Here is a 21,373-nt window from a genome sequence, read left to right on the forward strand (position 1 = left end):
CCTAACATCCAAGTAAAGGTGGTTGCAGACTGATGCTCCAGAAGATTTCCAGGCTACCCATTCAACTGGTGCTGATCGACATCGACGGCACGCTCTTTGGACCCCAGGGTGTACCCGAGTGCGCCTGGGAGGCCGCTCAACGGGCTCGAGCCGCCGGTCTGCACCTGAGCATCTGTACTGGGCGACCGGGGCGAGGGTTCGCGCTCGAGTATGCCAAGCGTTTAGACCCTGCGGGCCTGCACATTTTCGAGTCTGGGGCTGTGGTGGTCTCCGGACAAGGTGAGGTGGTACAGGCCTCCACGCTACCCCCATCGGTCTACCAACGGCTCCTTGCGTTGAGCCGGGCCTATGGTCTGCCTTTTGAGGTCTATACCGCTGAGGGCGGTTTTTACCGTGAAAGCCAGCACCCCGACCTGGTGTTTCACGAAAGCATGCTGGGCTGCCCGGCTGTTGTGTGCGGTCTAGACGATGTGGGTGCGCAGGTGGTGCGGGTGCAGTTCGTCTGGCGGGCCTCCCCTGCCTGGCAGGCGGTGCGTGCGCAGATTGCCCAGATGACGGAGGTGGAACTCCACGAGGCCACCAGCCCGGGAATGCCCGGGGTGGGCTTTAGTTCGGTTACAGCCGCCGGAGTCTCCAAACGGGCTGCCGCCGAGTGGGTGGCGGCCCGGCTGGACCTGGATCTGAGTCGGTGCGCGATGGTGGGCGATGGCGAGAACGACCTCGAGCTAATCCAGGCAGCCGGTCTGGGCATTGCCATGGGCAACGCGCCGGAGCGGGTTAAACAAGCAGCGCAACGGGTGGTTGGCCCGGTTGAGGCCTGCGGCCTGGAGCAGGCCCTGGAGATAATTCAGAATCATGCGCGATCATAGCACTTTGTACTTATTTTCACGATAAAACTTATTCGTGAAAATACTATCTAAAAAACCTCATGATCAGACTCGTAGCCCTAGATCTCGATGGAACCTTCTATGCCGGCCGCAGCCTGGGCGTTCCAGCATCGGCCTGGGAAGCAGTGGAAAAAGGCCGCCGGCACGGGCTCAGGTTCGCCGTATGCACGGGACGGCCCCAGGGGGGGTACGGCCTCGAGTACGCCAAGCGCCTGGAACCCAACGGGGCGCATGTTTTCAACGATGGAGCCTCGGTCTGCGATGCAACAGGCCGCTCGCTGCAAGCGGATCCGCTGCCCCATCTCAGCGAGCTGGTTGGACTGGCTCGAGCCCATGCCCTGCCCTTCGACCTGATGGGGGCTGAGGGGGGCCGCTACTACGAGGAAGGGTTGATGCCCCCAGAGCTGCTATCGCATATCGAGACCACCGGGGTTGAGGCCCGCTCAGCCCGCCTTGAGGAGATCGAAGAAACCCTGGTGCGGCTGTGGTTTGTGGTGGGCGACCTGGGCCTGTGGGAGAGCGTTAAGCCCGAGCTGGTCGCCCTGCCTTCCATCGATCTGGCCGAGTACATCAGCCCCCGCGAGGTCATCGCTGGGGTGATCCGCAAAGGTGTTTCCAAAGCCACGGGCCTGCGCTGGCTGGCCCAGTACTACGGTCTCTCGCTGAGCGAAATCGCCATGATCGGCGACAGCCACAACGACCTCGAGGCCATCCGCGAGGCCGGGCTCGGCATCGCCATGGGCAATGCGGTAGAGGCTATCCGCGCTGCAGCCAGGCACATCACCGGGCATGTGCGCGAAGATGGCTTTGCTGAAGCGGTCGAATATATTCTGGCCTACAACCGTCAAAACCAGTTGTAAAAGCCGGGATATTCTTCCCTTCGCAAACCCCGGCCCGAAGGTCAGTATAGGTGCATGTTCGGTATTCGCGACCGGGAACTCGGGGCGCTGGTTGCTTTGATGTTCACGCCGTTTGGTCTGCAGCTCCTGGGATGGGCCGGCACGCCGCTGGGTGGGGGGCCCTGTGGGGCCATCAGCCCGAATCGGTGGCTGCTCGAGCAACCCCAAGCCTTCTTTTATGCGCAAATTATGCTGTGGGGCCTGGCATTACTTATGGCTACTGGGTTTTTCATTCTGATGCTGGGCTTTATGCACAATGGCATGGTTCCCAAAGCACAGGCCCGTCCGTTTGTCTGGGCAGGGCAAACCATCAGCAGCCTCACCGCCCTCATCTACCTGCTCACCCGCACCACCGGGCTGCCCACACCAAGCCCCCTCGGCTGGCTGCTCTCCGGAGCTGAACCCATGGACGCGCTCGGGGTGATAATTCTGCTGGTGCTGATAGCCCACAGCGTCTGGGCCCTCAACTGGCAAAAACACGCCCACGCCCACCCTGCATCGTAGCCCATCCAACCCACATTTCGCATCGGCAACTATCTATGCTAGGATATTTTGCCGTGAGCACGATTTCTGGAGGCCGCTGGGTTGCCGAAATTTATGGCTGCAACCTGGAAGTGCTTGAAAACCCCAAGCTGGTTGAACTGGCCTTGCGCGACGCAGTGTTCAAGCTGGGCGCTCCTCCCGGAAGCGTACAAGCCACGGTCTACAAGTTCTACCCGCAGGGGCTTTCCGCCGCGGTGCTTTCGCCTGTGGCCGCGGTGATGATGCACACCTGGCCCGAGGACAAGGCCTCGGCCGCGCTCGATCTTTACTTCTACAAACACGACGTAGACCCCGAATCGGTGCTGCGCGGGCTGGCCCGGGCCTTCGGTGCCCAGGAGGAATCGGCCTTCCGCTTCTGGCGCGGCAACGAGCACGAGATCAAACGCCGCGCCCAGGCTGCACATGCCAGCGACCCATCTTAACGCGTCCTGGCCCCGACAGCCTGCAACCCACCACTGGAGGAATCGCCATGCAATACGGAATGTACTTTCTTGAGCAGGTCACACCCTATGAGGCCCTCTACCGCCGCATGAACAAGGTGCTGGCGGCGGGGCGCACCAAGTTTCAGGACTATTTCATCTTCCAGACCGGCGCTTTTGGCAAGGTGCTGGTGCTGGACAAGGACGTGCAGTCAACCGAGCGAGATGAGTACATCTACCACGAAACCCTGGTGCACCCGGCCATGCTGGCCCATCCCAGCCCCCGCACGGTGTTTATCGTGGGAGGCGGTGAGGGGGCCACGCTGCGTGAGGTCTTACGTCATCCCAGCGTGGAAAAAGCCGTGATGTGCGACATCGACGGGGAGCTGGTCGAGATGGCCCGTACCCTGCTGCCGGAGTGGCACCAGGGGGCCTTCGACGACCCGCGGGCCCAGATCGTGACCGAGGACGCTCGAGGCTGGCTGGCCAACCACCCCGATACCTACGATGTCATCATCGTTGACCTGAACGACCCCATCGGCGAAGACAACCCCGCCCGCCTGCTTTTTACAGTAGAGTTTTACGAGCTGATCAAAGAGCGGCTCAACCCCGGTGGGCTGATGGCCATGCAAGCAGGCATGATCCTGCTCACCCATCACAAGATGCACCCGGTTGTGCACAATACGGTCAAGCAGGTTTTTAGGCATACCCGCAGCTATCACAACTATATCCCCGGCTTTATGCTCAATTTCGGCTTTATTGTGGCCTCCGATGCCGTCGACATAACCGGCCTGAGCGAGGGCACCCTCGAGGCCCGCATTCTCGAGCGGCAGCTACCGCTCAAACACCTCGATGCACCCTATATCGAGGCCATGTTTGTGTTACCCAAAGATCTCAAAGAAGCCATTGCGGCAGAAACCATGGTCTCGAGGGACGCCGCCCCCTTCTGGCTGACCGACGAAGGCGATGCGCGGCAGTCTCAGGCTTAGATAGTTCGTGCAATTTTTCATCACCAAGGCATAGAATCTAAGCCATGCAGAGGACTCTTTTTGCTGTAGTGGTTGTTCTGGCCATCGCCATCGCCGCTGTGCTATTCGTGGTCTTGCGGCCCAAGCCCACTGCCAGCACCACAGACGCAGCCGCCGGTGCGCGCTTTGTGATCGGCAACCCCGAGGCCAAAGTAACCGTGGTGGATTTTTCCAACTATCTATGCAGCCACTGCCGCGACCACGCCAACGAGGTATTCCCGCTTATCAAGCGCGACTACATCGATACCGGAAAAATCCGCTACGTCTTCCGCGACTTTCCCTTTGGTGGGCAGGAAAACGTGATCCGGGCCGGAGAGGCGGCAGCCTGCGCGGCTGACCACAACCTGTACGTTGAGTATCACGAGGCGCTTTTCCGCGCTCAGATGCAGTGGGCGGGCCTCAGCGGGGAGGCGCTTGACAATTACTTTACCGACCTGGCCGGACAAATTGGGATTGCACCAGCCACCTTTTCGCAGTGCCTCAAGTCGGGCAGCAAGCGGGCGGGGGTTCTGGCCGATCAGAAGCTGGCAACCGACCTGGGCTTGACCGGAACCCCATCCTTTATTGTGAATGGGGAGACGTACACCGGCCAGCGCCCCTACGATAGCTGGCAGGAAATTCTCGACAAAGCCCTGGCCGGCCAGTCCAGCAGCGATCAAGGCGGTAGCAGCAGCCCCGCCAAGCCTTAGCGCAACCCCCACACACCACAACCCTCGCCTTCAGGCGAGGGTTGTTTGCTGGTTATTCGGGCTTGGGTCAGGAGGCCTGGCGCAAGCGGGCTTCCTCGAGGGCCATCAACGGTTTATCCAGGTGAGGTAGGTCAAAGACCACCTCTTTAATGCCCGATGTGGGCAGCTCAAACATCAGCTCTACCATAGCCTTCTCGATAACGGCTCGCAGACCACGCGCACCGGTGCCGCGCTTTAGAGCCCGGCGGGCGATCTCACGCAGGGCCCCCGGCGTAAAGCGAAGCTCGATACCCTCCATGCGCAGCAGTTCCTGATACTGCCGGATAAGGGCGTTGCGGGGCTCGGTTAGGATGCGCACCAGGGCTTCTTCGTCCAGGGCCTCGAGCTGTACCATCACCGGCATCCGGCCCACAAACTCGGGAATCAGGCCAAAGCGCACCAGGTCTTCCGGGATCACCTCGGGCTTTTCCTCGGTTTTCTTGGGGCGCGTGAAGCCAATGGGGTTCTGATCCACGCGGGACTGCACGATGCGCTCGAGGCCATCAAAGGCCCCACCCAGGATAAACAGGATGTTTTTGGTATTCAGCGCAATAAATTCCTGGTGGGGATGCTTGCGTCCTCCTTGCGGCGGTACGTTGGCTACGGTGCCTTCGATGATTTTAAGTAGGGCCTGCTGCACCCCCTCACCCGAAACGTCGCGGGTCAGGCTGGGGTTCTCGGACTTACGGGCAATTTTATCGATCTCATCGATGTAGATGATGCCTTTTTCGGCTGCCTGGACATCGAAATCCGCCGCTTGCAGCAAGCGCAGAAGCACGTTTTCTACATCCTCGCCCACATAGCCAGCCTCGGTCAGGGTGGTGGCATCGGCGATGGCAAAAGGCACATCCAGCATCCGGGCCAGGGTCTCGGCCAGCAAGGTTTTGCCGGTTCCGGTAGGGCCGATCAGCAGCACGTTGGACTTCTGAACCTCGGCCTCTGGATGCAGCAGGCGCTTGTAGTGGTTATAGACCGCAACTGAAAGGGTCTTTTTGGGTAGCTCCTGCCCGATCACATACTGATCCAGGAAGCTTTTGATCTCAGCCGGCTTGGGCAGGTGGCGCGGCCCCACAAAACTCGGCCTGGGCTCGGCCTCGAGCAGGTCATTGGCCCGGTCGACACACTCGTTGCAAATGTACACCTCACCCAGCGGGGACTCGATAAGGTGCGCTACCTCGGGGTGCTGTTTACCGCAAAAGCTACAGGAGGGCTTAGTGCGTTTCACGGCTAACCACCTGGTCTACCAGTCCATAGGCCGCAGCTTCTTCAGCGGTCAGGTAGTAATCCCGCTCCGTATCGCGCTCCACTTTCTCGAGGGGTTGATTGGTGTGCCGTGCCAGGATGGTGTTAAGCACCTTGCGGGTCTTGAGGATCTGTTCAGCCTGGATGGCGATATCGGTGGCCTGACCCCCCAGGCCCCGGGCCCAGGGCTGGTGGATCATGACCTTGGAGTGGGGCAGCGCGTAGCGCTTGCCTGGCTCACCCGCCGCCAGCAACACCGCCCCCATGGAGGCAGCAAGGCCCACACAAATGGTCGAGACGGGGGCCGTCACAAACTGCATGGTGTCGTAGATAGCCAGGCCCGCGTCCACATCGCCGCCGGGCGAGTTGATGTACATACGGATCTCCTGGTTAGGGTTTTGCGCCGCCAGGAAGAGAATCTGCGCCACCACCGTGTTAGCCACCTGGGCGTCTATGGGCGTGCCCAAGAAGATAATGCGATCCTTGAGCAGGCGGCTGTAAATGTCGTAAACCCGTTCACCACGAGCGGTTTGTTCGATGACATATGGAACGATCATATCGGCTCTATTGTATGCTGGCGGGCCGGGCCAAGAGGGCATTGGCGCACATAGCGACCCTCAAAAAAACAGGTCAACGAGCGTGATAAACCCGCCTTGAAAGCAGAAAACCCCCTACCCTTGGCAGGCTCGGGGGGCTGGATTGGGCGAATGTTCAGGCCGATGCGCCCTCGAGAATCTGCACCGCCTCGAGCAGGGCTTTATCGTGCAGGCGCTGTATTCTGAGGCGGGCCAGGGCTTCCTGGTCGAGTTCATTCTGGAGCCGCGCGGGTGTGGTGCGGTAGGAGCGGGCCAGTTCGGCCAGGAATTCATCAAACTCTTCCTGGCTCAGTGCGGTCTTGAGCTCTTCGGCCAGGGCTTCTACTGCCAGGGAACGGCGCAGGCGTTTGGTTGCGTTCTGGCTGAGGTTTTGCTTGAATTCCTCGAGCTTGCCATCCCGCTCGAGCTGCTGCAGGTACTCGTTGATATCGAGCCTCTGTTGCTGCAAATCCTCAGCCAGGCTCTGGAGCAGGCTGCGTTCTTCGCGCTGCTGCATGGAGGGGGGAATCTCCACCTCGAGGGCCTCGGCCAGTTTTTCTAAAAGCTGCGAGGCCTTGGCGTTGCGGGTCTCCCGCTCAAACTGCGCTTTGAGGCTCTCGCGAACCTTGGCGGTGAGGGCCTCGAGGTTGTCTTCACCGACGGTCTTGGCAAACTCGTCGTCCAGTTCGGGAAGCTGCAGGGCCTTGACCTCCAGAACCTTGGTTTTAACCTCGCGCACCACGGTCTCGCCGTCCTTTACCGGCACCAAGACCTCGTCACCGGCCTTCTTGCCCAGCAAGGCCTCGCGCACATGGGGCTGGGCGTTCTCCATCACCACCGGAAAGCGCCCCCCGTCCTCGGTCTCGATAAACACGTGATCGTTGGCCTGAACCTCCCGATCGACCGCAACCATCTCACCGTAGCGGCTGCGCAGGTCTTCCAGCGCCCGGTTCACCACCTCGTCGGTGAGCTCGGGTGTCTCGACCTCGAGCTTAAAGCTCCGCCAGTCGGGCAGTTTTACTTCCGGGTAGTTCTCCACCTCCACCGTATAAACGAAGGGTTCCCCAAAAGTCAGGTGCTCTTCCAGAACCCTGGCCCCTACCGGTAGAAGCGAAAGCTCACGGGCCGCCTTGGGGAAAGTCTCATCGCGCAAGGCCTCTTTAACCTCGTCCAGCAAAAGCTCTTTCCCTATCTTGGCCTCTATCACCTTCGCCGGAGCCTTCCCGGGTCTAAAGCCCGGAACCCTGACCCGGCTGGCATAGTCGTTTAAAACTGAGCGGTAGGCCTGTTCGACCTGGCTGGCCGGAACCTCCACCTTGATTTTTACCTTGTAGCCATCGCGTTCTAGAATTTCTGCCACAACACACCTCGAGTTCGACCGCGGGGGTCGCCAAGGTCATAGTTTACAACCCCAAACGGGTTTGAGATACACCCCGTTGGGGACAAGTGACCCTGTATACCCCCCTCCGGTACAGAGTACCCTGTGAGACAGGGAGCTAGTTATGAAAACCATCCTGGTAATCGGCGGAAACTTTGGCGGCATGACCAGCGCGTTTGAGCTAAAGCGCCGGTTGGGCAAAGAGGCCAGGGTTGTGGTGGTCTCGAGGCAGAAAGAGTTTGTCTACATCCCCTCGCTAATCTGGGTACCGTTTGGCCGTCGGAAGGTTTCCGATATCACCTTCGACGCTGAGCGCACCTTCCATCGTGGGGGCATCGAGTTCGTTTTGAGCGAGGCAACCAGAATAAGACCACAAGACAATACGGTTGAACTAGCCAATGGAACCGCGCTCGCCTACGACTTTCTGGTTATTGCCACAGGCGCCAGATTGGTCTGGGACGCTATACCCGGCCTAGGGCCCAAAGGCTTTTCGCACTCCATCTTCACCCCAGCCGATGCAGAAAAAACCTACGAGGCCTACAGGCTGTTTCTGCAAGACCCGGGGCCGGTCGTCATCGGCGCCGTACCGGGCGCAAGCTGCATGGGTGCTGGCTACGAGTATCTGTTTAATTTCGATCACCAGATACGCAAAGCCGGCAAGCGCAAACAGGTTCACATTACCTGGGTCACACCGGAACCCTGGCTCGGCCATTTTGGCATTGGCGGCATGCGCGGCGGGGAAGCCATGCTCAAAGCTTTTATGAGGATGCAGAGCCTAGATTACCACGTCAACGCCGCCATAACCGAGGTTCGCCCCGATGGCGTGGTACTCTCTAGCGGTGAGGTGTTGCCCTCCAAGTTCACCATGCTGGTACCGCCTTTTGAGGGTGCAGAGGTGGTGAAAAACACCCCCGGGCTAACCGATGCCAAAGGCTTCGTAGAGGTAACGGATGGCTACCAGAGCGTTCGGTATCCCAACATATTTGCAGTGGGCCTGGCAGCCAAGGTACCCAACCCTTTCAAAAACGATGTGCCCTTTGGTGTGCCCAAAACCGGCTTTCCCACCGACGAGATGGCCAAGGTTGCCGCTCGCAACATAAGCGAAATTTTGCATGGAAATCTCAACAACCTGCACTGCAAATCCTTTGGTTCCATGCCGGCGGTCTGCGTGATGGACGCCGGTAACAAAGAGGTCATCATTCTGGGCGATCGCCTGTTTCCGCCCAGGCAGTTCCAGGTGATGCTACCCAACGTGCTGGGCGATTTCAACAAGGTGCTGGTTGAAAAGGCGCTCCTGCTTAAGTATCGCAACGGCTGGTCATTCCTGCCATAGCGGCCGGGGGTATCAAAAAAGCCCCGGGTTACCGGGGCTGGCTGGTGCGCGGAGGGGGACTTGAACCCCCACACCTTGCGGCACGAGATCCTAAGTCTCGCGTGTCTACCAATTCCACCATCCGCGCAAGGGGGGAAGGACTCCCTTCCCCATGTGCTTTGGGGTGAGCGATGGGACTTGAACCCACGACCCCCGGTTCCACAGACCGGTGCTCTAACCGGCTGAGCTACGCTCACCGCGTCGCAGCAGCAAAAGGTATTGTAGGCTTCGCTTCTCGTATCGTCAAGCCAGACAAAATCGGTAGAATCCCAGCCCGAACAGCTCGTCCTGAACAAGCAGGATTGACGACACACCCCACACATCCTATACTCGCGCCAAGGTGGCGAACGACCGTTCGTTTGAAGAAGCCAGGGAAGGTAAAGCCAACCGCCGCAGCGAAATTCTCAATGCGGCCGGTCAATTATTTAGCCGACAGGGGTTTCATGCTACCTCGATGCGAGATCTGGCTAAAGCCGTGAACCTACAAGGGGGTAGCCTGTATGCCCACATTCAGTCGAAGGAGGAGGTGCTGTTTGAGCTGGTTAACCGGGCCGCGGACGAGTTTCTAAGCAGCGCCGAGGCCGTGCCTTCCGATCTTTCGCCCAGGGAACAGCTCGAGCGCCTCGTGCGGGGTCACCTCGAGGTGATCGTGCGCGAACTGGACAACGCCACGGTCTTCTTTCACGAGTGGAAGTTCCTGAACCCCGATCTGCAAAGAAAAATCACCGCCCGGCGGGATGCCTATGAAGCGCACTTCCGTAGGGTCATTGAAGCGGGCGTGCAGCAGGGTCAGTTTCAGGTTGAGGATGTCCGGCTCGCCACCCTATTTGTACTTTCGGCGCTCAACTGGACATACCATTGGTACCGTCCGGGTGGCAAGCTTACCCTCGAGGCGCTCTCAAGCCATTACTGCAAACTAATCTTCCGAACCCTCGGTGCTCAATAAATAGGGTGCTGTATGCATGGCTAGCGAGGCCCGCGGGCCAGCAGGTTGGCAAAGCCCAGCGCCAGAATCAGCACCATGCCCAGCGCCCAGTACGGAAAGGCGGCAGAAATCCAGCCCTGCCACTGGGCAAGGTAGACCAGCGCGCCCACCAGGACTGCAATCAGGGCCCATAGACCAAACGGTTTCAGTCCTTCCATAACACCCGCCTATTTTTTATCGCGATGCAGATGGTAGTAGATCTCATTGGGCACCCAGCCCATGGCGTTGGCGATGCGGTTGGTAAAGTTGAACATAGCCGCAACCTGGGCCGCTTCGAAAATGGCCTCGTCGGAAAGCCCAATGGCCCGCAACATCTGCACATCGGCGGAACTCATCGAGGCGGAGTCCACGGTGATCTGGTAGGCGAACTCCAGCAGCGCATGCTCTCGAGGGGTCAGGTGGGCCCTTCGATAGTTGGCCGCAAGCACATCCGGTAAAACAGGGTCGCCGGTAATCTCGCGCAGGTAGGCCGAGTGCGAGGCTAAGCAGTACTCGCACTCGTTGGCCGAAGAGACCACCACTGCAATCATCTCGCGTTCTTTGCGGGTCAGGTGGCTCTGGTCTTCGTTGCGCATCAAAAAGTCGTAGTAGCGAAACCAACGCAGGAAGTGTTCAGGGGTGAGGGCAAAGTTACGGGCCACGTTGGGGATGAAGCCGGTTTTTTCCTTGAACTTGCCAAACAACACCCGGACATCCTCGGGTACTTCGCTTTCCTCGGGCACCCTGACCCATGCGGTGGGCTTTACCTGCGGCTTGGCCTTGGAAGCGGTTTTTTTGCCGCTGGCCCTGGAGGTTTTTCGAGGGGTTGTCATGATCTATCTCCCGGACGGCTCAGCCCTGGGCTGCCCAGCGTTGCGGGGTGGCCTGGCGTAGGAACTCCACAATGTCCTGGGTGCTGGTACCGGGGCCAAACACCGCGGCCACGCCCATCGCTTTGAGATGGGGCACGTCCTCGTCGGGGATGATGCCCCCACCAAAGAGCAAAATGTCGTCGGCACCCTGCTCCTTGAGCAGGCGGCGCACCTCGCCAAAGTAGTGCATATGGGCCCCCGACAGCACCGACAAGCCAATGGCGTCCACGTCTTCTTGCAGGGCCGCCGAGACGATCATCTCCGGGGTTTGTCGCAGACCGGTGTAGATCACCTCCATGCCGGCATCGCGCAAGGCCCTGGCCACCACCTTGGCCCCGCGATCGTGACCGTCCAGGCCGGGCTTGGCAATGAGCACCCGTATTCTTCTGTCCATACGCCTATCTTACGGCAGGCTGCCAAAAGCAACCAGGCAGGCGCAAATCACCCACAACCCCTTACAGCACAGCCAAAGGCCCTTGGGGGATTCGATGGCGTGCGTCAGGCTGTGGAGGCTGAAAGTTTTGGCGAATGGTGCGCTTTCTCGAGGTGTTCCTTGAACTGTTCAAAGGTTACCTTGAGCAGCTTGTTGGGTTCGCCAAAGAGCGTGGCGTACCACTCGGCGGCCTTGTCCAGCAGGGGGCTGTCGTAGTGGGGCTGACCCTCGAAGAGGAGCTCGAGGTGGGTGCCCCCATCCTCGGTTTCGCTCAGGCGCAACCAGCCCGAAATTTCCAGGTTGTGCGGCACCCCCGGCACGCTGCGGAATTCTAAGAACTCGGGGGGGCGGCGCTGGGTGGCCTCGGCCACCCAGACCAGATCCACCGGCGGCTGCCCCCGCGCCCGGAAGCGCCAGGCCGAGCCCTCGCGGCTCACCTCCTTGATGGCCTTGGCCCAGACCGGCCAGTTCGAGAAGTCCTGGAAAGCCGCCCAAACCGCCTCGCGTGGGGCCCGGATGTTGAGCACCAACTCCTCCCTGAAACGCATGGCTACCTCCCTTGGTGGATTACGCGCACGGCGGAAAGAGAACGAGTACAAGTTGGGGTAAGTGTATGGTGCCATAGAAAGGTGTACGGGCGGTGAAGCCTGGATTACACTACAGGGATGATGAAGGTGCACGTGATTGGAGCTGGCCTGTCGGGTGCGGAGGCGGCGTTTACAGCGGCCCGGCTGGGGGCACAGGTTCGGCTGTATGAGATGCGGCCCCGGCGCATGACCCCCGCCCACCAGACCGGACACTTTGCTGAGTTGGTCTGCTCCAATAGCCTGGGGGGTGAGGGCGAGACCAACGCAAAAGGCTTGTTGCAGGCTGAGCTGCGGGCTGCCGGCTCGCTAGTGATGCAGGCTGCCGACCACAACCGGGTTCCGGCGGGCGGGGCGCTGGCGGTAGAGCGGGAAGGGTTTTCGCAGGAGATTACCCGGCGGCTCGAGGCCCATCCGAACATTGAGGTGGTGCGGGAAGAGCTAACGAGGATTCCTCCGGACGGCATTACCGTGCTGGCGACCGGCCCGCTCACCTCCGATGCCCTCGCGGAGCACCTGCGCGCGCTGCTGGGCGATGAATTCCTGGGGTTCTACGATGCCGCCGCGCCGGTGGTGCTGGGCGAGAGCATCAACATGGAAGTGGTCTACCGGGCCGGGCGGTACGGCCAGAGCGCCGACTATTTGAACTGCCCCCTCAACGAGGAGCAGTACCGCCGGTTTTACGAGGTGCTAAGCCAGGCCCGCAAGCACACCCCCCACGAGTGGGAGAAGCTCGAGTTCTTCGAGGGCTGCATGCCCATCGAGGAAATTGCCCGCCGCGGCTTCGACACCCCGCGCTTTGGCCCCATGAAGCCGGTGGGCCTGCCCGACCCCCGAACCGGCCAGGAGCCCTACGCCGTGGTGCAGCTGCGGGCCGAGGATCGGCGCGGCCAGATGTGGAGCCTGGTGGGCTTCCAGACCGGATTGAAGTGGGGCGACCAGAAGCTGGTGGTGCAGAGCATACCGGGCCTGGAGAACGCCGAGATCGTGCGCTACGGGGTGATGCACCGCAACACCTACCTGTGCGCCCCCCGGCTGATTGAACCGACCCTGCAGTTCCGGGCGCACCCGAACCTGCTGGTAAGCGGGGTGCTGTGCGGGGTGGAGGGTTACCTCGAGTCCGCAGCCACCGGCTTTCTGGCCGGCCTCAACGCGGCCCGGCTGGCCCAGGGTCAGGAAGCCCTGGTTCCACCCGAAGCGACGATGCTGGGCGGCCTGGTGCGGTACCTGGCCAGCGCCAACCCCGACAACTTCCAGCCTATGAACGCCAACTGGGGGCTGGTGCCCGCCGAGGTCGGCAAGGGCAAAAAGTCCGAGAAACGGGCCCGGATGTTCCACCGGGGCCTGGCCGAGTTTCGGGCCTGGCTGGCCCGGTCGGTGGGCCTGGTTAGCGAGGAAATACTGGCAGGTTGAGGGCGGCCAGGCTGGCGTACACCACCTGCCAGCCCTGCTCGCCGAACACCAACTGGGCCTCGCCGCTGCGCCGCACCGGACTGCCGTCCAGCACGGCCAGCAGGCTGAAGCGCAGGGTGGCCTGGTTGCCCGCCAGCCGGGTTTGCAGGTTCTCGAGGCTAAACCCATCCAGCCGAACCCCGCTGCGGCCAAACGCCGCTGAAGGGTTCCGCAGGAAGCGCTGGCTCCAGACCGGGTCGTTGCACTTCAGGCCCTCGAACACCTGGCGCAGGGCGTTCTCGGCCAGCAGAGCCGAAGGTTGGGGGCGCAGGTTGGGGTCGGGGCGGGCAATGGCCTCGAGGGCGGCCCTGGCCCAGTGGCAGGGCGGCACATCCACAAAGGGCGAGGTGCCCGCCGCAGGCTGTGCCAGCGAAAAGCCCCCCAGGAGAAACAGGGCCACGAGCTTTTGCATAGCCTCAAAGTGACAGATGGGGCGGCTTTCCGCAAGGGAACCGAATACCTTTCGGAGTAGGTATAAACTGTGCAAGATGGAACGTAAATACTTTGGAACCGACGGGGTGCGGGGCGTGGCCGGGGAGCCACCGCTGACGCCCGAGTTTGTGCTCAAGCTGGGCCAGGCAGCAGGGGCGTTCTTTAAAAGCACGGTCAAGCGGCCGGTAATTTTGCTGGGCAAAGACACCCGCCAGTCCTGCGACATGCTCGAGGCTGCCCTGGCCGCGGGCCTGATGTCCCAGGGCGTGCAGGTCGAACACCTGGGGGTGCTGCCCACCCCGGGGGTGGCCTACCTGACCAAGGCCCTGGAGGCCACCGCCGGCGTGATGATCTCCGCCAGCCACAACCCCTACCAGGACAACGGCATCAAGTTTTTTAGCGCTGCGGGCGACAAGCTGCCCGACCAGGCTGAAAGCGAGATCGAGGGCCTGCTGGAACGCGAGTTCAAGACCGATGGCATCGGCACGGTCTCCGACTTCCGCGAGGCCGAGCGGATGTACCTGGACTTCCTGTCTTCCAAAGGAAGCAGCCTGGAAGGGCTCAAGGTGGCCCTCGACACCGCCAACGGGGCCACCTATCGCCTGGCCCATCGGCTATTCCAGCGGCTGGGGGCCGAGGTGTTCGTGATGTTCAACACCCCCGATGGGCGCAACATCAACAAAGGCTGCGGTTCGACCCACCCTGAGTTTTTGCGCCAGCAGGTGGTGGAGATGGGCTTTGACCTGGGGGTGGCCTTCGACGGCGACGGCGACCGGGCCATCCTGGTAGACCGGCAGGGGCGCGAGTTTCACGGCGACCACGTGCTCTACCTGAACGCCCTGGTACGACGCGAGCCGGGGGTGGTGGGCACCCTGATGAGCAACATGGGCCTCGAGGTCAAACTGCGCGAGGCCGGCATCAACTTCTACCGCACCGCGGTGGGCGACCGCTACGTCTATGAGAAACTCAAGGCCTCGGCCCTGACCCTGGGCGGGGAGCAGAGCGGCCACGTGCTCTTCCTCGACCACGCCCCCACCGGCGACGGCATGCTCACGGCCATCCTGACCCTGAAGGCCATGCGCGAGTCCGGGCGCGACCTTTCCGAGTGGTACGAGGCCCTGCCCATGTACCCGCAGATTCTGAAGAATGTGCGGGTCTCGGATAAACAAAAGGTCATGCAGCAGCCCGAGCTGCACCAGGCCATCCAGGAGGCCGAGCAAAAGCTATCGGGCCAGGGGCGGGTCAACGTGCGCCCCTCCGGCACCGAGCCGCTGGTGCGGGTGATGGTGGAAGGCCCCGCCGAACTGATCGAGCCGGTTTCCTCGGAACTGGTAGCGCTGGTAGAGCGCCTGGGAAGCGCCAGCTAGTATGAAGGTACGCCTGCCCATTACCGTCCGCTACGCCGAGACCGACGCCATGGGGGTGGTGCACCACAGCAGCTATGTGATCTGGCTCGAGGCCGCGCGGGTGGAGTGGCTCAACCAGATTGGGCTTCCCTATACCCAGATTGAAGCCCAGGGCCTGGCCTTTGCCGTGGTGGAAATTGGCCTAACCTACCGCAGCCCGGCCCGGTTCGGCGACACGGTCGAGGTCGAAACCTGGCTCAGCGAGGCCACCTCGCGCACGTTGCAGTACCGCTACCGGGTCTGGAAGGGCCAAACCCTGCTGGCCGAAGGCTTTACCCGCCACCTTTGCCAGGACACCAGGGGCAAAGCGGTGCGGATTCCCGCTGCCGTTGCAGAACCCCTACATAGGCATCTGCTGTCAGACTGAACCCAGCCCGGCCCCACCCCGGGAAGATTGGCCGGCGAGCTAGCAGCCCCCAGCGGCGTGATAAACTTAGGGCCGACCATGACCCTTTTTGAACAGTTTGAGCGTCACATCAACCCCGGTCTGGCCGGGCTGCTGCGCTTCACCGGACTGGACAAGGTGGAGTCCCACGCCGAAGGGGTGTACGTCTGGGACACCGAAGGCAAGCGCTACCTGGACTTTTTGGGCCTGTATGGAACCCTATCCCTGGGCCACCGACACCCCAAGGTGGTGGCTGCGGTCAAGGCCCAGCTTGACAAAATGCCCATGTCGGTGCGGGTGATGGTTTCCGAACCCACCACCAAGCTGGCCGCCCGCTTAGCCGAGATCACCCCCGGCGAGCTTTCGATGGTCTATTTTGGCAACTCAGGCACCGAAGGGGTAGAGGCAGCGCTCAAATTTGCCCGCTTCTACACGGGCAAGCCTGGCTTTATCACCACCCAAGGGGGCTACCACGGCAAAACCCTGGGGGCTCTTTCGGTTACACCGCGCGAGCACTACCAGCTTCCGGCGCGGCCCCTGGTGCCGGGGGTGACGGTGGTGCCCTACGGCGATGCCCAGGCCATTGAAGCGGCCATTGGCCCCGACACCGCCGCGGTGATCGTGGAGCCCATCCAGGGTGAGGGGGGCATCCGGGTGCCGCCCGAGGGGTATCTGCGGGAGGTGCGGCGCATCACCCGTGAGAAGGGCGTGCTGATGATCGCCGACGAGGTTCAGACCGGCCTGGGCCGCACCGGCAGGCTCTGGGCGGTGGACTGGGAAGAGGTAGAACCCGACATCCTGGTGAGCGCCAAGGCCCTAGGGGGTGGGGTGATGCCCATCTCGGCCACCATCTGCCGCCCGGAAATCCTGAGCATCTACAAAACCGAGCCTTTGATTCACTCCACCACCTTTGGGGGCAACCCACTGGCTGCGGCGGCGGCGCTGGCGGCCATCGAAGTCACGCTGGAAGAGGATATGCCCGCCCGGGCCCTCGAGATGGGCCAGTACCTGATGGCGCAGCTTGGCAGCCTGCAGCAGGCCTACCCCGAGTTCATCCAGGAGGTGCGGGGCCGGGGCCTGCTGGTGGGCCTCGAGTTCACGGACGCCGATATCGGGGCGGTGGTGGTGGCCGAGCTGGCGGCGCGGGGGGTGCTGACCGCCTTTGGCCTCAACAACCCCAAGGTGGTGCGGCTGGAGCCCCCCCTGATTGTGGAGAAGGCGCACATTGACGAGTGCCTCGAGGCCCTGGAGGGGGCTTTGAAAGCCACCCAGTTGGCTTTCGAGGGAGTGCTGTAGCCTGGGGCGAGAATTCGGCGCCGGTGCTCTATGATGGTGCGAGTAGCGCCTCGTTCTGAAAACATCATGCTAGAACAACGGATTTACGAGCACCTCAAACAGCACCCCAAAAAGCGCTTCAGTCTGCGCGAGCTGGTGCGGAGCCTGCGGCTCGACAAGGACGAGGCCAAGGAAGCCCTGGACCTGCTGGTAGCCGAGGGGAAGGTGGTCGAGCCGCGGCGCAAGCTCTACCAACTCCCCGAGGGACCGGGGAAAAAGGGCCTCGAGGGCCGCCTGCAAGCCCATGCAGCGGGTTTTGCTTTTGTGATTCCCACCAACCCCGACCTGCCCGACCTCTACATTCCCAAGGGCCACCTGGGCGGGGCCTGGCACGGCGACCTGGTACGGGCCGAGCCACGCCCACCGGGCCGCGGCCGCGACGGCAAGCCCTGGGGTGTGGTGGTGGAGGTGCTCGAGCGGGCCCATCATCAGGTGGTGGGGCGGCTGTACTTCAAGCAGGGGTTTGCCTGGCTCAAACCCGACGACCCAAGGCTGCCCGCGCTCAAGCTCAAGCCGGAGGGCCTCGAGGGCCTGGAAAGCGGGGCGCGGCTGGTGGTGCGGGTCACCTTCCCCAGCGGGCGCAAGCCGCAGGAGCCCTATGGGGAGTTCGCGGGCTACTTAGGCCAGGGGGATAGCCCCGAGGTCGAGACCGAGGCCATCATCGCCAAGTACGAGCTGAGAAGCGTCTTCCCGCCCGAAGCCCTGGCCGAAGCCGAGAAAGTGGCCCATCTGGACCCCAAAGAAGTTGCGCGCCGCGAGGACTTCCGGGCCTTGCGGGTTTTTACCATTGACGGGGCCGACGCCAAGGACTTCGACGACGCCATCCACCTCGAGCTGCTCCCCAACGGCAACTACCGCGTGGGCATTCACATCGCCGACGTCTCGCACTACGTAAAGGAGTTCTCGCCCCTCGACCACGAAGCCTATGCCCGCGCCACCAGCGTCTATCTGCCGGGGCGGGTGCTGCCCATGCTGCCCGAGCAGCTTTCCAACGGCATCTGTTCGCTCAAGCCCCACCAAGACCGGCTGGTGCTCTCGGTGCTGGTGGAGCTGACCCCCAAGGGCCGGGTCAAGGACTACCGCTTCGCCGAAGGGGTGATCCGCAGCGTGGCCCGGCTGACCTACACCGAGGTGGAGGCTTTCGCGGAGGCGCTCGAGGCCCCCGAAAAGGCCCTGGCCCCCGCCCCCTCCGACTGGAGCCTCGAGCTCCAGAACGATCTGAAGCTGCTGCTTGGGCTTACCCGCACCCTCAAGGAGCGCCGCCTGGAACAGGGCGCGCTGGATTTCCGCTTTACCGAGGTCAAGGTGGAGGTGGATGAGGAGGGCAACCTGCACCTGATCCCGCAGAAAGAGCCCAGGGCCCGCAGCCTGATCGAAGAGCTGATGCTGCTGGCCAACCGGGTGGTCGCCAAACACCTGGCCGAACGAGAGATCCCCACCCTCTTCCGCGTGCACGAAGACCCCAGCGAGGAGGCCTACAACAAGCTGGTGGCGGCCCTGGGCCGGCTGGGTTATAGCCTGCCGGGCGGTGAACCAAGCCCCAAAGCCCTGCAAAGCATCCTGAAGCAGGCCGAGGGCCGCCCCGAGGAGGCCGTGGTCTCGACCCTGCTGTTGCGCTCCTTGCGCCTGGCCCGCTACGCTGCCGAAAACCTGGGGCACTTCGGCCTGGCCGCCGAGCACTACCTGCACTTCACCAGCCCCATCCGGCGCTACCCCGACCTGGTGGTGCACCGGGTTCTGCGCGCGCTGCTCAAGCGTCGGGTGACCCAGGCCCGCAAGGAAGACTGGGCCCAGCGCTTCCCCAAAATTGCCGAGCACGCCTCGGAGCGGGAGCGGGCCGCCGAGAGTGCCGAGCGCGAGCTGACCAAGTACTACCAGTGCCTGTGGGCACAAAAGCACCAGGGCGAAACCTTCCGGGGCACGGTCTCGGGCGTAACCGGGTTTGGGGTGTTCGTGAGCCTGGACAACGGGGTGGAGGGCATGATCCGGCTGGGGGCCCTCGAGGACGACCACTACGAGTACATTGAAGAGCTGCTGGCCTTGGAGGGCCTGCGCACCAAGCGCCGCATTCGCATAGGAGACGAGATGGAAGTAAAGATAGAAGGAGCCAACCCTTCGGCGCGGCAGATTGATCTGGTGCCGACCGAAAAGTTTTACCAGACCGAAACCCAACCCGAACCCGAGCAGCCAAAGAGAAAAAAGCGCCGTAGGGGTAAGCGTGGGAAAGCCGCCGAAGCCCCCAGCAAAGCGGCGCGCAAGGTGGTGGCTACCGAACCCAAAAGCCCGGCCCCACACGCCCGGGCCCGCTCGAGGCGGGTGGTGGGCCCCCCCGAGGAACGCGGGGGCTTCCAGAAGCCGGTCAAGGTCAGGGCCCAGAAAATCTACTTTGGCTCGTGGGGGGGCGACCAGGAGCAGGCCCCACCTAGCAAAGCAGAGAAGTCCGGTAAGAAAAAGCGCCGCCGCCGCTAGATACCTCACCGGAAGCAGGGCCGGTTCGCCTATCGGGGCTGGGCCACCACCAGCACCCAGTAGTCCCCCCGCCTGACCATGCCCATCTCACGCAGGTGGGGGGCCATCAGGGTCTCGCAGTGGCCCTGGGGGCTCGCCAGCCAGGCTGCTACCGCCTCGGTCGCCTGTTCGTAGCCCTGGGCCAGGTTCTCGCGAATTTCCACGTAGTGGTAGCCGTTCTGAAGACTGCGGGTGGCAACCGCGGGGGTGGTGCTCGAGCCCTCGTAATGGCTCAACACACCGCTCTGCTGGAGGTACTCGGCCCGCTGGCGGGCCACTTCTCCTAGCAAACCGTTCCAGCTTAGCGCAGGGGCCGCAGCGTAAGGGGTGGCGTTGCAGGTGCGGGCCTGGGCGCGGGCCTGATTAACGGCATCCAGCACCAGTTGATAATCGTCCGGGGTGTAGGAAACCCCTGGGCTGGGGGTGCAGGCTGCTAAAACCATCAGGGCGGCGCTCAATAGCAGGCGCATGGCCTCAGTCTGCCAGGGTTTTAGCAATAGGCCGGTGAAGAAATCACCGTGGGGCGTTACAAACGGTATGCTATGCCCTGATGCGCCTGATTGGCCTCACCGGAAGCATTGGGAGCGGCAAGAGCACGGTGGCCCAGCGGTTGCGGGCCCTGGGCGTGACAGTTCTGGACGCCGACGAATATGCCCGCGAAGGAGCGTTGGTGCTAAAGTCGGAGATTTGCCAGGCCTTTCCCGAGGCCTGCGCGGGTGGAGAGGTCAACCGGGCTGCGCTGGGGCGGCTGGTTTTTAGCGACCCAGCGGCCCGCCGGCGGCTCGAGGCCCTCCTCCACCCCTATGTGCGCCGGCGGATGCAGGAAGAAACCGAAAAAGCCCGGCAGGCCGGGCATCGCCTGGTGGTGCAGGATATCCCCCTGCTCTTCGAGGCCGGGCGCGAAGCGGATTTTGCCGGGGTGCTGGTGGTGGCCGCCCCCACCGCTTTGCGCAAGGCGCGTGTGATGGCCCGCAGCGGCTTAAGCGAGGCCGAGTTCGAGGCCCGCGACCGGAGCCAGCTACCCCAGGAAGAAAAGGTGCGCCGGGCCACCTGGGTGATCTGGAACGACGCCGACCTGGACACCCTGCACAAGCGGGTGGAGGCCTGGTACCGGGAGGTGGCTGGGTGAAGCTCACCCACGACTGGCTGGGGCCGCTCGAGCTGCCCGATAATGCCCGGCGCATCGTATCCCTGGCCCCCAACGTGACCGAGACCCTCTTTGCCCTGGGCCTGGGTGAGCGGGTGGTGGGGCGGAGCGCCTTCTGCTACCGGCCCGCCGCTACACTCTCCCTGCCGGTGGTCTCGAGCTACACCCGGGTGCGCTGGGAGCTGCTGGAAAGCCTCCAGCCCGACCTGGTGCTCATCAGCACCGGCGTGCAGCGGGAGCTGCTCTTTGAGCTGCACCGGCGGGGGCTGCCCGTCTTTCCCGTACCCCTGCCCCAAAGCCCCTATGGCATTCTGGAGAACATCGCGGTCCTGGGGGCCTTGCTGGGCGTGAGCGAGGCGGCCACCGGGCTTTGCGCCCGGCTAAACGAGCGCTACCAGGCTTTGCACCGGGCGCTGCCGCCCCGGCGGGTCTACCTCGAGTTCGACCTGGGCGGCCCCATCACGGCAGGCCGGGGCAGCTACGTGGACGAGGCGCTGCGGCACCTGGGTTTGCAGAACATCTTCGCCGAGCATCCCCAGAGCTACTTCCAGCCCGACCTGGCCGAGGTGGTGCGCCGGGAACCGGCGCTGGTCATCTACGAGCCCAAGCCCCACCGCTCGAGGCCCCTGGAGAAAGCCCAGCGCCTCCTGGCCGAGCGGGGCTGGAAGTACCCGCTGGTGGTCACGGGGGGCGACGAGCTGGCCCACTACGGCCCGCTGTTCTTTGAGTACCTGGAGGCCCTGGTCGGGCAGATACGGGGCTTGGCTTTCTAGCCTTCAACCCT

24 protein-coding genes and 2 tRNA genes are annotated in these 21,373 nt (G+C 62.6%); 15 read left to right on the plus strand and 11 right to left on the minus strand.

The genetic code is table 11. The features are described 5' to 3' along the window. Positions 1 to 32: 32 nt before the first annotated feature. The 6 genes from MRUB_RS07925 to MRUB_RS07950 are packed head-to-tail and all read left to right on the plus strand — an operon-like array spanning position 33 to position 4,465. Positions 33 to 869, plus strand: coding sequence for an HAD family hydrolase (locus MRUB_RS07925; protein ID WP_013013825.1), 837 nt, complete (start codon positions 33 to 35; stop codon positions 867 to 869). 59 nt (positions 870 to 928) lie between these two features. Next, positions 929 to 1,747: an HAD family hydrolase gene (locus MRUB_RS07930; RefSeq protein ID WP_013013826.1), complete on the plus strand. Its 819-nt coding sequence runs from the start codon at positions 929 to 931 to the stop codon at positions 1,745 to 1,747. 54 nt (positions 1,748 to 1,801) lie between these two features. Beyond that, on the plus strand, positions 1,802 to 2,290 hold the full coding sequence (locus tag MRUB_RS07935) for a hypothetical protein (RefSeq protein ID WP_013013827.1): 489 nt from the start codon (positions 1,802 to 1,804) through the stop codon (positions 2,288 to 2,290). Positions 2,291 to 2,343: 53 nt separating this feature from the next. After that, positions 2,344 to 2,751 (plus strand): S-adenosylmethionine decarboxylase family protein, encoded by a 408-nt coding sequence (locus tag MRUB_RS07940; RefSeq protein WP_015586912.1) that lies wholly within the window; start codon positions 2,344 to 2,346, stop codon positions 2,749 to 2,751. Between the two features lie 47 nt (positions 2,752 to 2,798). Further along, positions 2,799 to 3,737: a polyamine aminopropyltransferase gene (gene speE / locus MRUB_RS07945; RefSeq protein WP_013013829.1), complete on the plus strand. Its 939-nt coding sequence runs from the start codon at positions 2,799 to 2,801 to the stop codon at positions 3,735 to 3,737. A gap of 44 nt (positions 3,738 to 3,781) precedes the next feature. Next, entirely contained in the window at positions 3,782 to 4,465 is a 684-nt protein-coding gene (locus MRUB_RS07950; RefSeq protein ID WP_013013830.1) for a DsbA family protein, read from the plus strand. A gap of 67 nt (positions 4,466 to 4,532) precedes the next feature. On the opposite strand, the gene clpX is transcribed toward MRUB_RS07950, so the two are convergent. The 3 genes from clpX to tig form a co-directional block, all read right to left on the minus strand. Continuing rightward, positions 4,533 to 5,729 carry an ATP-dependent Clp protease ATP-binding subunit ClpX gene (gene clpX, locus MRUB_RS07955; protein ID WP_013013831.1) on the minus strand — a complete coding sequence of 399 codons (1,197 nt, stop codon included), beginning with the start codon at positions 5,727 to 5,729 and terminating at the stop codon, positions 4,533 to 4,535. Beyond that, positions 5,716 to 6,303 carry an ATP-dependent Clp protease proteolytic subunit gene (locus MRUB_RS07960; RefSeq protein WP_013013832.1) on the minus strand — a complete coding sequence of 196 codons (588 nt, stop codon included), beginning with the start codon at positions 6,301 to 6,303 and terminating at the stop codon, positions 5,716 to 5,718. The genes clpX and MRUB_RS07960 overlap by 14 nt, the downstream gene beginning before the upstream one ends. Before the next feature lie 154 nt (positions 6,304 to 6,457). Further along, a complete protein-coding gene (tig, locus tag MRUB_RS07965) occupies positions 6,458 to 7,681 on the minus strand; it encodes a trigger factor (RefSeq protein WP_013013833.1) in 1,224 nt (407 codons plus the stop codon). Positions 7,682 to 7,823: 142 nt separating this feature from the next. On the opposite strand from tig, the gene MRUB_RS07970 reads away from it, so the two are divergent. Further along, on the plus strand, positions 7,824 to 9,032 hold the full coding sequence (locus tag MRUB_RS07970) for an NAD(P)/FAD-dependent oxidoreductase (RefSeq protein ID WP_013013834.1): 1,209 nt from the start codon (positions 7,824 to 7,826) through the stop codon (positions 9,030 to 9,032). 42 nt (positions 9,033 to 9,074) lie between these two features. Here MRUB_RS07970 and MRUB_RS07975 read toward each other — a convergent pair. Both MRUB_RS07975 and MRUB_RS07980 read right to left on the minus strand, forming a co-directional pair. Then, positions 9,075 to 9,159: transfer RNA gene (locus tag MRUB_RS07975), tRNA-Leu, on the minus strand. Positions 9,160 to 9,191: 32 nt separating this feature from the next. After that, positions 9,192 to 9,268 (minus strand) — tRNA-His (locus MRUB_RS07980). 143 nt (positions 9,269 to 9,411) lie between these two features. Here MRUB_RS07980 and MRUB_RS07985 point away from each other — a divergent pair. Further along, entirely contained in the window at positions 9,412 to 10,017 is a 606-nt protein-coding gene (locus MRUB_RS07985; protein ID WP_013013835.1) for a TetR/AcrR family transcriptional regulator, read from the plus strand. A gap of 20 nt (positions 10,018 to 10,037) precedes the next feature. Here the strand turns inward: MRUB_RS07985 and MRUB_RS15930 are convergent, their stop codons facing one another. The 4 genes from MRUB_RS15930 to MRUB_RS08000 form a co-directional block, all read right to left on the minus strand. Next, positions 10,038 to 10,214, minus strand: a complete 177-nt coding sequence (locus tag MRUB_RS15930) for a hypothetical protein (RefSeq protein ID WP_013013836.1) — start codon at positions 10,212 to 10,214, stop codon at positions 10,038 to 10,040. Between the two features lie 9 nt (positions 10,215 to 10,223). Continuing rightward, positions 10,224 to 10,868, minus strand: coding sequence for a peroxidase-related enzyme (locus MRUB_RS07990; RefSeq protein ID WP_013013837.1), 645 nt, complete (start codon positions 10,866 to 10,868; stop codon positions 10,224 to 10,226). A gap of 19 nt (positions 10,869 to 10,887) precedes the next feature. Next, positions 10,888 to 11,301, minus strand: a complete 414-nt coding sequence (locus MRUB_RS07995; protein ID WP_013013838.1) for a cobalamin B12-binding domain-containing protein — start codon at positions 11,299 to 11,301, stop codon at positions 10,888 to 10,890. Between the two features lie 104 nt (positions 11,302 to 11,405). Beyond that, the gene (locus tag MRUB_RS08000; RefSeq protein WP_013013839.1) at positions 11,406 to 11,888 is read right to left on the minus strand and encodes an SRPBCC family protein; all 483 of its coding nucleotides are present in this window, start codon (positions 11,886 to 11,888) and stop codon (positions 11,406 to 11,408) included. Positions 11,889 to 12,005: 117 nt separating this feature from the next. On the opposite strand from MRUB_RS08000, the gene trmFO reads away from it, so the two are divergent. Further along, a complete protein-coding gene (gene trmFO, locus MRUB_RS08005) occupies positions 12,006 to 13,337 on the plus strand; it encodes a methylenetetrahydrofolate--tRNA-(uracil(54)-C(5))-methyltransferase (FADH(2)-oxidizing) TrmFO (protein WP_013013840.1) in 1,332 nt (443 codons plus the stop codon). Here the strand turns inward: trmFO and MRUB_RS08010 are convergent. Then, positions 13,312 to 13,788: a hypothetical protein gene (locus tag MRUB_RS08010; RefSeq protein WP_013013841.1), complete on the minus strand. Its 477-nt coding sequence runs from the start codon at positions 13,786 to 13,788 to the stop codon at positions 13,312 to 13,314. The genes trmFO and MRUB_RS08010 overlap by 26 nt on opposite strands. A 76-nt stretch (positions 13,789 to 13,864) precedes the next feature. On the opposite strand from MRUB_RS08010, the gene glmM reads away from it, so the two are divergent. From glmM to rnr, 4 genes are all read left to right on the plus strand, one after another. After that, complete coding sequence (gene glmM, locus MRUB_RS08015; protein ID WP_013013842.1) at positions 13,865 to 15,175, plus strand: phosphoglucosamine mutase; 1,311 nt, start codon at positions 13,865 to 13,867, stop codon at positions 15,173 to 15,175. A 1-nt stretch (position 15,176) separates the two neighbouring features. Further along, positions 15,177 to 15,581, plus strand: a complete 405-nt coding sequence (locus MRUB_RS08020) for an acyl-CoA thioesterase (protein ID WP_013013843.1) — start codon at positions 15,177 to 15,179, stop codon at positions 15,579 to 15,581. Between the two features lie 78 nt (positions 15,582 to 15,659). Continuing rightward, positions 15,660 to 16,895 carry an aspartate aminotransferase family protein gene (locus tag MRUB_RS08025; RefSeq protein ID WP_013013844.1) on the plus strand — a complete coding sequence of 412 codons (1,236 nt, stop codon included), beginning with the start codon at positions 15,660 to 15,662 and terminating at the stop codon, positions 16,893 to 16,895. 66 nt (positions 16,896 to 16,961) lie between these two features. Then, the gene (rnr, locus tag MRUB_RS08030) at positions 16,962 to 19,403 is read left to right on the plus strand and encodes a ribonuclease R (RefSeq protein WP_013013845.1); all 2,442 of its coding nucleotides are present in this window, start codon (positions 16,962 to 16,964) and stop codon (positions 19,401 to 19,403) included. 29 nt (positions 19,404 to 19,432) lie between these two features. On the opposite strand, the gene MRUB_RS08035 is transcribed toward rnr, so the two are convergent. Next, a complete protein-coding gene (locus MRUB_RS08035) occupies positions 19,433 to 19,912 on the minus strand; it encodes a CAP domain-containing protein (protein WP_013013846.1) in 480 nt (159 codons plus the stop codon). A gap of 80 nt (positions 19,913 to 19,992) precedes the next feature. Here MRUB_RS08035 and coaE point away from each other — a divergent pair, with 80 nt between their 5' ends. Both coaE and MRUB_RS08045 read left to right on the plus strand, forming a co-directional pair. Beyond that, entirely contained in the window at positions 19,993 to 20,571 is a 579-nt protein-coding gene (gene coaE / locus MRUB_RS08040) for a dephospho-CoA kinase (protein WP_013013847.1), read from the plus strand. Next, complete coding sequence (locus MRUB_RS08045; protein WP_013013848.1) at positions 20,568 to 21,362, plus strand: ABC transporter substrate-binding protein; 795 nt, start codon at positions 20,568 to 20,570, stop codon at positions 21,360 to 21,362. The genes coaE and MRUB_RS08045 overlap by 4 nt, the downstream gene beginning before the upstream one ends. The last annotated feature ends 11 nt before the right edge of the window (positions 21,363 to 21,373 follow it).

This window comes from Meiothermus ruber DSM 1279 (assembly GCF_000024425.1).
Classification (GTDB): Bacteria; Deinococcota; Deinococci; order Deinococcales; family Thermaceae; genus Meiothermus; species Meiothermus ruber.

Excerpts from the sequence above, each read along its gene's own strand:
- MRUB_RS07995 (WP_013013838.1), bottom strand. The coding sequence starts at position 11,301 with ATGGACAGAAGAATACGGGTGCTCATTGCCAAGCCCGGCCTGGACGGT.
- MRUB_RS07950 (WP_013013830.1), top strand. The coding sequence starts at position 3,782 with ATGCAGAGGACTCTTTTTGCTGTAGTGGTTGTTCTGGCCATCGCCATC.
- MRUB_RS07960 (WP_013013832.1), bottom strand. The coding sequence starts at position 6,303 with ATGATCGTTCCATATGTCATCGAACAAACCGCTCGTGGTGAACGGGTT.
- MRUB_RS08025 (WP_013013844.1), top strand. The coding sequence starts at position 15,660 with ATGACCCTTTTTGAACAGTTTGAGCGTCACATCAACCCCGGTCTGGCC.
- glmM (WP_013013842.1), top strand. The coding sequence starts at position 13,865 with ATGGAACGTAAATACTTTGGAACCGACGGGGTGCGGGGCGTGGCCGGG.
- MRUB_RS08035 (WP_013013846.1), bottom strand. The coding sequence starts at position 19,912 with ATGCGCCTGCTATTGAGCGCCGCCCTGATGGTTTTAGCAGCCTGCACC.
- trmFO (WP_013013840.1), top strand. The coding sequence starts at position 12,006 with ATGATGAAGGTGCACGTGATTGGAGCTGGCCTGTCGGGTGCGGAGGCG.
- MRUB_RS07930 (WP_013013826.1), top strand. The coding sequence starts at position 929 with ATGATCAGACTCGTAGCCCTAGATCTCGATGGAACCTTCTATGCCGGC.
- MRUB_RS07990 (WP_013013837.1), bottom strand. The coding sequence starts at position 10,868 with ATGACAACCCCTCGAAAAACCTCCAGGGCCAGCGGCAAAAAAACCGCT.
- MRUB_RS07925 (WP_013013825.1), top strand. The coding sequence starts at position 33 with ATGCTCCAGAAGATTTCCAGGCTACCCATTCAACTGGTGCTGATCGAC.
- MRUB_RS07970 (WP_013013834.1), top strand. The coding sequence starts at position 7,824 with ATGAAAACCATCCTGGTAATCGGCGGAAACTTTGGCGGCATGACCAGC.
- coaE (WP_013013847.1), top strand. The coding sequence starts at position 19,993 with ATGCGCCTGATTGGCCTCACCGGAAGCATTGGGAGCGGCAAGAGCACG.
- rnr (WP_013013845.1), top strand. The coding sequence starts at position 16,962 with ATGCTAGAACAACGGATTTACGAGCACCTCAAACAGCACCCCAAAAAG.
- speE (WP_013013829.1), top strand. The coding sequence starts at position 2,799 with ATGCAATACGGAATGTACTTTCTTGAGCAGGTCACACCCTATGAGGCC.
- MRUB_RS08000 (WP_013013839.1), bottom strand. The coding sequence starts at position 11,888 with ATGCGTTTCAGGGAGGAGTTGGTGCTCAACATCCGGGCCCCACGCGAG.
- MRUB_RS15930 (WP_013013836.1), bottom strand. The coding sequence starts at position 10,214 with ATGGAAGGACTGAAACCGTTTGGTCTATGGGCCCTGATTGCAGTCCTG.
- MRUB_RS08020 (WP_013013843.1), top strand. The coding sequence starts at position 15,177 with ATGAAGGTACGCCTGCCCATTACCGTCCGCTACGCCGAGACCGACGCC.
- MRUB_RS08010 (WP_013013841.1), bottom strand. The coding sequence starts at position 13,788 with ATGCAAAAGCTCGTGGCCCTGTTTCTCCTGGGGGGCTTTTCGCTGGCA.
- MRUB_RS07935 (WP_013013827.1), top strand. The coding sequence starts at position 1,802 with ATGTTCGGTATTCGCGACCGGGAACTCGGGGCGCTGGTTGCTTTGATG.